General features: G+C 64.3%; 5 protein-coding genes and 1 pseudogene. 4 read left to right on the top strand and 2 right to left on the bottom strand.

The window, feature by feature from the left end:
• Positions 1-462, top strand: a 462-nt coding sequence (locus ACFWAY_RS52590; RefSeq protein WP_378516369.1) for a transposase, incomplete at its 5' end; no start/stop codon positions are given.
• Positions 463-540: 78 nt separating this feature from the next.
• On the top strand, positions 541-726 hold the full coding sequence (locus tag ACFWAY_RS52585; RefSeq protein WP_378516368.1) for a hypothetical protein: 186 nt from the start codon (positions 541-543) through the stop codon (positions 724-726).
• Positions 727-1,237: 511 nt separating this feature from the next.
• Here ACFWAY_RS52585 and ACFWAY_RS52580 read toward each other — a convergent pair.
• Entirely contained in the window at positions 1,238-3,523 is a 2,286-nt protein-coding gene (locus ACFWAY_RS52580; protein ID WP_378516367.1) for an FUSC family protein, read from the bottom strand.
• Positions 3,524-4,943: 1,420 nt separating this feature from the next.
• Between ACFWAY_RS52580 and ACFWAY_RS52575 the strand changes: the two genes are divergently transcribed.
• Both ACFWAY_RS52575 and ACFWAY_RS52570 read left to right on the top strand, forming a co-directional pair.
• Positions 4,944-5,138 carry a ferredoxin gene (locus ACFWAY_RS52575; protein WP_378516370.1) on the top strand — a complete coding sequence of 65 codons (195 nt, stop codon included), beginning with the start codon at positions 4,944-4,946 and terminating at the stop codon, positions 5,136-5,138.
• Positions 5,139-5,177: 39 nt separating this feature from the next.
• Positions 5,178-5,410 (top strand): annotated as a pseudogene (locus ACFWAY_RS52570) (ISNCY family transposase); the annotation flags it as partial.
• Positions 5,411-6,352: 942 nt separating this feature from the next.
• Here ACFWAY_RS52570 and ACFWAY_RS52565 read toward each other — a convergent pair.
• Positions 6,353-7,270 (bottom strand): DMT family transporter, encoded by a 918-nt coding sequence (locus ACFWAY_RS52565; protein WP_378516366.1) that lies wholly within the window; start codon positions 7,268-7,270, stop codon positions 6,353-6,355.
• Positions 7,271-7,566 lie beyond the last annotated feature (296 nt).

Below are 7,566 nucleotides of genomic sequence, written 5' to 3'. Positions count from 1 at the left end.
GTGTTCTCCCGCCGGATCCTCGGGTGGCAGGTGATGACATCCAAGACCACCGTGTTGGTCACCGGAGTGCTCGAGCAGGCGTTGTTCACCCGCAGGAGAACCGACATCCGTTTCACATCAACGGGTTTGGTGCATCACAGCGATGCGGGGAGCCAGTATACGTCTCTGGCCTTCACCGAGGCGTTGATCGCTTCGGGGATCGCCGGATCCATCGGAAGTGTCGGGGACGCCCTCGACAACGCGCTGATGGAATCAACGATCGGCCTCTACAAAACCGAGCTGATCGACCGTGACGCGTCGTGGAGCGGTCGGGCCGAGGTGGAGCGGGAAACCGCCGAGTGGGTTCGCTGGTTCAATGCGGACCGGTTGCACTCGTCGATCGACTATCTCTCGCCGACCTGGTACGAGACCCGCTATCGTGAACAGCGTCCCCCGGCTACCTCAACCCCCGAGGTGGCCTGAACCGGAGTCTCCACTCGATCCAGGGCGATTCAGGTCAACGGGGTTCTCGCCGCGGTCCGGGCCGGGCTGGGGATCGCGGTGTTCGCACGCTCCCTGCTGCCCTCGGACATTGTGGAGTTGCCCGCCTCGACCGGGCTTCCGGCGTTGCCCGCTCTCGACCTTGTGCTGCTGACCAATCCTCGCGCCCCGGAGCAATCGGCGACCGCCCTCACCTCGGCAATCCTGTCCAGGGCCGTGCCCCTGAAACCAGAACCCTCGAACTGAGGATTGTGGGGCGTGGCGAACGAGATTGACGGTTGTTGCTACGCGGGTAAGCCCTTCGGGTCAACCGAATTACTGGTAGGAAACCGAAGGAGGACGATCAGAGTCCGTCAACTGGTGAGTTGCTAGACGGATGGGCCCAGAGGTCCCCTCGGTCGAAGTCTCGAACGGCTCTGGCCCGGACGCTGCCATCGCTAACCATCTTGCGTTGGCTCGCACGAGGGCGATGTTTGTTTGAACCCGTTGGATCACCGCGGCGGCGCGGCGGGGTGTGATCAGACTGGTGAACGCAAGCACAGCATGAATAATGAGCAACGGCATTTGGAAGAGGCACTCCTTGGTTGCAGAGTCGGGCTTACCGACTTCGGGGTCTTTGCGCGTTGAATTTCGGAATGGGTGGCCGCTATTCGGGCATGGAGGGGGACTCCCGCGTGGCGTTGAGGATTTGGGGTGATGGTCTTCGACTGAGCATTGATCAAGGACCGTGATGGGCAATGCAGTCCGTAGAAGATCCTTAGAGGGTCAGTCGAGCAAGTGGGTGGCCCAGGCTGAGCGCGGTCTCGTCGAGCCGCTGCAGGTGTCGCAGAATCTGCTCGGTGACGGCGGCGCCGGGGTCTGCGCGGCTGGGGCCGCCGGGAATGGGGGCGGTCAAGGGAGGGCCGCTCTGCAGTGCCTGCTGCGCGTGGCTGTCGTTCTGTACGAACTCGGTCAGTGTGGTCAGGTTGTCTGTCAGTCGCTGTCCTGCCTTGGCCAGTCGGGGGTCGGCGAGGGTGTGCGGGTTGGCGGGCATCAGTTCGGCGGTGGCGGCGAGGCTGCGTGCGTGGAAAGAGCAGGTTTCGAGCATGGCCAGGATGTAGCGGGCGCGGCTGCGCCGCTCGCGGAGCGGGCTGGCAGGGTGGGTGAGCGGCTGCGTCATGATGCGGAAGGCGTCGATGGCGCCGTCCAGTTCCCGCGCGGCGTCCAGTGGGCTGGTGTGCGGTTGGCCGGTGAGCTGCGCGACCGACTGGGTGATCACGGTGCGCATCCGGTGCAGTACCTGGGCGAGTTGCTGGTCTGTCCGGTGCCTCGTGCGCGCTGGTAGCACCAGCAGCGCCGCGATCAGCCCGCTGGCCGCGCCGACCGCGGTCAGTTCGATCCGCAATACCAGCAATCCGTCGCTGTAGGAACCGAGCAGGCTGTAGAGCAGGCCGATCATCGCGGTGCCGAAGGACGTCGCCAGCACGTAGGACACCGACGCGGTGAAGTAGGCGCCGATGAGGCAGAGGATCGTCAGGGCGAAGGCCGTCCACGTGTGGCCGGCGACCAGCGCTGCCAGGCCGATGCCGGGGACCACCCCTGCCATGGTCCCGGCCAGCCGCCGGTAACTCTTGATGAGGATGTCGCCTACCGATGCGGTGTTGAGGAAGACCAGCCAGCAGGTGAGCAGCGCCCAATACCAGTGCTGAGGGGAGAGCAGCTCGCCGCCCAGAATCGCTATCGCGGAGCCGGCGGCGGTTTGGAGTGCCGCCCGGGTGCTGGGCCGGGCCAGGCCGGTCGGCTCCGCGGTGGCGGCCTCGTCGGTCTGCAGTGCGTGGTCCTCGGCTTCGAGCTCCACCCGGGAGCGCGCGGTCTCGGGTCTTTGGTCGCCATCGCCGCGGGCGGCGCCCAGGATGAGCCGTAGGCCCGTGAGGGCCCGGGTGAGCTCACCGGCGGCGCGGTACACGTCCGCCGTGGCGGCGGTGGTGTTCTCGGGGATGCGTTGGTCGTGGCGGTAGCCGAGCAGTCGGTCGCGGACCCTGGCCAGTCCGGGGTCGTGTCCGGCGCTGATGGGACGGGACACCAGCAGGCGGAGGTCGCGGAGTTCACCGGTCAGCCGTGCCACCGCCGGGTCGACGAGTGTGGGCCGGTCGGCGACGGCTCCGGACGCCCGGGTGCTGCGCCGCGCGGTGGGCAGGTGCAGCGCCAGGGTGGTGACGGCGTTGTCCGGGTGTGGGCGCAGTGCCCGCAGCCACGCGATGGCCAGGTGCTCGGTCGCGATCTCCGCCTCGGCGATGCGCCGCTGCACCAGGCTGGCGGTGCCCGGGTCCTCGATGCCGGTCTCAAGTCGGGACTGGATCATCAAGGCGCACTGGTGCAGCCGGGCGGTGCGCCGGTGCAGCGCGGCGGCTGCGCGGTCGGCGGCGGGGGTGTCGGGTTTGACATCGGCAATGTCGATCATGGCGTCCACGGTCGCCCCCAGTCGGGCCCGGAATGCGCGCCGCAGCCGACGCAGGGTGCGCTCCGGTGTGGCACGGACCAGGCCGAGCTGGACGAGGCCGGAGCAGGCGAGTGCGAGGACCACGACGGCGCACATGCTGGGCAATTGTGCGGGTGTGGCGCGGGCGAACAGGGCGACGAAGAAGATTTGGAAGGTGAACTCGCCCAAGCCGTTGCCACGTGGCCCGTACCGCCGGACGTACACGCCTATGAAGATGAGCAGCAGGAAGACGGTGTCCGCAAGCACGCGGTTCGGCGCCAGGAGCGTGCCCAGAATCACGGTGAGGATGCTGACCGGCAGCGCCCAGGCGAGGGTGATCGCTTGACCGCGCGGGTTCGGATCGCTGACCGCGTAGCCCGCGACCATGGCGATCCAGGCGCCAACTACCATCGCCAAGACCGAGGTGCCGACCAGACCGAGGACGAGCAGGGTGAGAAGGACGCCGCCGACGGCGGCGAGGGTGCTGGTGAGGCGGATCAGCCCGGGATCGGAGGCACTGAACCGGTCCCAGAGGTCACTGCACTTCCGTCGCGCAGCCTGGCCACTAGGTCGCACGCGTGACATGTGTGCCGCCATCATGGCCTCGGCAATGGAATGCTGATACCGACTGTGATGGAGTTGGCGACAGTCTTGGGCGATGCGCTGCATCCACAGCCTGGTGGTCGACCCTGTTGGGCCGGGCAAAAGCAGTGGGAAGTTCCGGGATTCCAGTCGCGGCGAACCTGGACTTGTGGCGTGGTAGGTGTTTTCGATGGGGTGCGGGGATGCTCGCGTTTGTCGGCCGCCCTGGTCACGACGAAGTGCCTCTTTCGTTTTCGATGTGTGTCTCTATCGTCAGGGGTACTCCACCAATTTTGAAAGTTAATTGATGCAATAATTCTCATTGCGAACCGCGATGAGTCGCGCGGACGAACCCCGACGACCTGCCTGCGGTTTCAGGCCGTCGGGACGTGACGAGCGGGCAACAGGATGGGGTGGGTGATGTTTCCGCCGGAGCAGGTGCGGACGTTTCTGGCGGTCGCGATACCAGCGAACCGGCACAGTGGCAACCACCGCTTGCGGCTCGCCGAGTCGAGGACCGTTGCGTCAGAGGGCCGGGCCGAGGTGGCTCGAAGCGCTCGCAGGAAATTTGCTGGACGCTCGCAACTGCACGGCGGACCAACTCGAGCACCGCCGTGTGTGTTGGGTATCCCCAAGCGCGGGCACAAGGTTGACCGAACGACGATCTGTTCAGTCAAGCATGGCGAGATTCATCGATCGACAAGGGTGCGAACTGGTGCAGCGCACCGAAACGGCGCTGATACCCGCGACGTCTGTGCGCGGGGCGAGCTGTCGGGCACGACGCTGCAAACGAATCGCAATTTCCGACGCGAATACGCCACTACGTGGCCTCGACGCCCGCGGTGGCTACCGGCTGTAGCGGTGGGCGAGTGGTTTAGCCCGCCGGGTGGCCCCGGGGTGAGATCCCCCGGGCCACCCGGCGGTTTAGCCCGGTGCTGCGTTGATTTGTCATGTCAAAAGCCATCATCAGTGCGTGCATGGCTCGGGCAGCTACGGCGGCGCGTGGATCGGCATAAGCGCTGCCGTCACTTGAGCCGCTGAATGCTGAAATCTGTGTTGACTTGCCGCGATCAGAATAGACAGATTGTCGGTCGCGTCCGGTGAGAAGGGTGGTCAATCATTGTGTCTATCCGAATGACACGTTCGGTGTCTATCCGAATGACAGGTTCGAGGTACCGGGGTTCATGCACGCTTTACGTTCGCGACTTCGCCGAGCTACCCGAAGCTAACGGGAGAGTAGGGAGTCACTCGTATCCTCGGTATATCGATGGGTGCTGTGCCGACCCAGTGTTTTTGGGCGGCCCATACCCCCGAACACCTGGCATGTCTCCCGGGGACTGTTCACGACCGCTTGCGCTTATCGCAAGTGGGACCAGGGTTTCCTGTTCATAGGTTCGCCTTGGCCAGAAAGGAGATGGAGAAGATGCATATCGAGGTTGACGAGGATGCATGTGTTGGTGGCGGGCAATGCGTGCGGGCAGCCGCTGAGGTGTTCGATCAACGCGACGAGGACGGCGTCGTCGTACTTCTAGCCGATTCACCGCCGGCTGAATTGCATGAGGCCGCACGCGAGGCAGCGATGCTGTGCCCCGCGGCTGCGATTCGAGTCACTGAGTGACAGGTCGGATTGATCGGATCGTTGTCGGCGCGGGGGCCGCGGGTCGGCCTGTACGACTCGACGCCCAGCCGGCCCATCGCCACTGGACGGCTCGGTAAGCCGATCGAGTTTCGGCCACATGGCCCAGCTCGTCGAAGGCGACGACGACGACGTGATCGTGGACCACAACATCGAAAGCGGCGCCCGGCCGACACACCCCAGCTGGCCCCAGCTGGGGATACGGTGAGAAAGCCGTCGAGGACGACTTCCGCGACCTCGGCGTGCGCACGGTAGGTCTCACAAGCGAAGAATCAGCGATCGCGTGCGGCGTGTCGGGACCGGTAGGATCTCGTCGAGGGTGACCGTCCGATCCGGTCAGCGATGTCGCGCATACTCATGCCACTTGCGGGTGGCAGCGTTGCGCCGCAACCGATCCGCGTCTACTTTTACGATCCATACAGTGTTCCGGGGGCCTGGCGGGTCTCTCCCGTTCCGCAGGGTCGCCGGCGCGATGTGGAGCAGCCCCCTGACATGGGGACGGGCTGCAATCGTCGGGCCCCGGCACTCGACCCGGCATACATCTGCATCGGGAGTGACGATCACCGGCCCAGTGGTCGTCATTCGAAGCGGCGCTCAACAACCCGTTTCGTGTTGGCAACCCACGTTCACATGTGCGTGGTGTCTCAGCCCAGCCCCTCATATCGTCTAGGTCTAGGCACGATCGGAAGCTTTGCCGTGGACGCCGCCGCCGTTCGGGATAGCGTTTCGGTATCAGGCTGGGTCATTCCAGCGAAAGCGAAAATCATGTTCTGGCCGAGGGCTGTTGGGTCGCAGCGAGCGTGAGGGTTACGCCGTGGGCACGCGTCAGGTTCAGCTTCCGTGCTGCTGTACGGGAATGAGGCCGGTGCTTAGGAACCATGGCTTGCATCGGATTATGAGATGTGCTGCTCACGTGTGTGATTCATCCATCGGCGTCGGTTGAGTACCAAAGATAGAAACTATTTCCCTCTTGCAGTTTGGGTGGACGTTCGAAAGAGTGATTGTCCTCGCCGCAGCGATGAAGATGGGAGTATCAGCGCTCTCCGGCTGACCGTTGAAATTCCTATCCTATGCCGGGAGCGTCGACTCTCCGGAGCTGGTGCGTCTCGGTCGGCGGATGGTGTTGTCGTAGGCCGAGTTTGTCGACTCTCCCTTGCCTAGCGGATGGACCGTATTCCGGCAAGATCGGGTGCGAGTCATGATGGGCGCCTGAGTAGCGGGGCGAGTGTGGCCCCGCTGGTGAATATCGCAAGACCGGTCAGAATGGCGCCGAGTGCGGCCCATTGCTGGGCGGTGATCGTTTCCCCGAGCACCCATACGCCCAACGCGAGTCCGATCGGCTGCTGCATAAACGTACTGAAAGAGGTCACCGTCGAGCCCAGACGTTGGATCGAGCGAAAATACAGCAGGTAGCACAAGGCTGAGGCGAGTAGTCCGAGCTCGATCAGCGCGGCCACCGGGGCCCAGCCGGGTCTCCCGATGGGGTGTCCCTCCAGGATGGCCAGTGGTGCGGAAACCAGGGCGCCGGTCGTGATCTGGCCGGCCGCGATCAACAGCGGATCAACCCCCGCTAGGTAACGGTTGTTGGCGATATTACCGATGGCGAACACGAGCATTGCCGCCGCCGCGGCGAGTGGCCATATCCATCCGCCGCCGCCTTGAGGTGGATGCATGCACGCGACGCCGACGAAGGCCAACCCGATACCGACCGCGCGGCTGACGGTGACCTGCTCTGCCCGAATTACCAGGCCGGCGATGAGGAAGGTGAAGATCGGTGTAGTCGCGGACAGAACGCTCATCAACGTGGACGGTAGGTGGGTCTGGACGATGGTCAGCAGGGTGAACGGTATGGCGACGTTGCAGATACCGAGGGCAAACAACTGCATTGCAACGCGTCTGCTCGGCAGCGGTACGCGCTTTATGCACACCAGTCCACAGAGCATGAGAGCGGCGATAGCCATCCGCGCGGACACCAGAGCCATGGGGGCAAATCCACGGAGCGCAATCGCAGTGAAAAAGTAGGTCGAGCCCCACACCAGGACCATCGTTGCGTAGAGCAGCAGGTCTACGGCGGTGATCCGAGCGACGGTGCGCGTGCGGTCGGTGAGTGTCACCGTTGTCCTTATCTGTTAGGGCGTGAGCAATTGGTGCGATTGCCTGCCGATGTGTTTGGTCCCTCATCCGGTTACCGCGTTGTGACGGGGCGTTGTCTTGTTGGGGCCTGGCCCCGGGTTCCGTGTCCTTTCATCGTCGTTGACGGCGGGGGATAGCTGAGTGCAATCTCTGCTATAACTCTCATTGGAAAGATGCATGACTGCCGGTGAGGTGTACGAAGGAGGAGGCTCGGTGTACGACCCGGAGCTGCTGCGCACGTTCCTCGGTGTGGCCGAGGCGTTGAGTTTCACCGCCG

The organism is Rhodococcus sp. NPDC059968 (assembly GCF_042738615.1).
In the GTDB taxonomy this organism is placed as follows: domain Bacteria; phylum Actinomycetota; class Actinomycetes; order Mycobacteriales; family Mycobacteriaceae; genus Rhodococcus_F.
Note: the sequence above shows the minus strand (reverse complement) of the source record. Positions and strands in the feature narration are given on the sequence as shown.

Excerpts from the sequence above, each read along its gene's own strand:
- ACFWAY_RS52580 (WP_378516367.1), bottom strand. The coding sequence starts at position 3,523 with ATGTCACGCGTGCGACCTAGTGGCCAGGCTGCGCGACGGAAGTGCAGT.
- ACFWAY_RS52575 (WP_378516370.1), top strand. The coding sequence starts at position 4,944 with ATGCATATCGAGGTTGACGAGGATGCATGTGTTGGTGGCGGGCAATGC.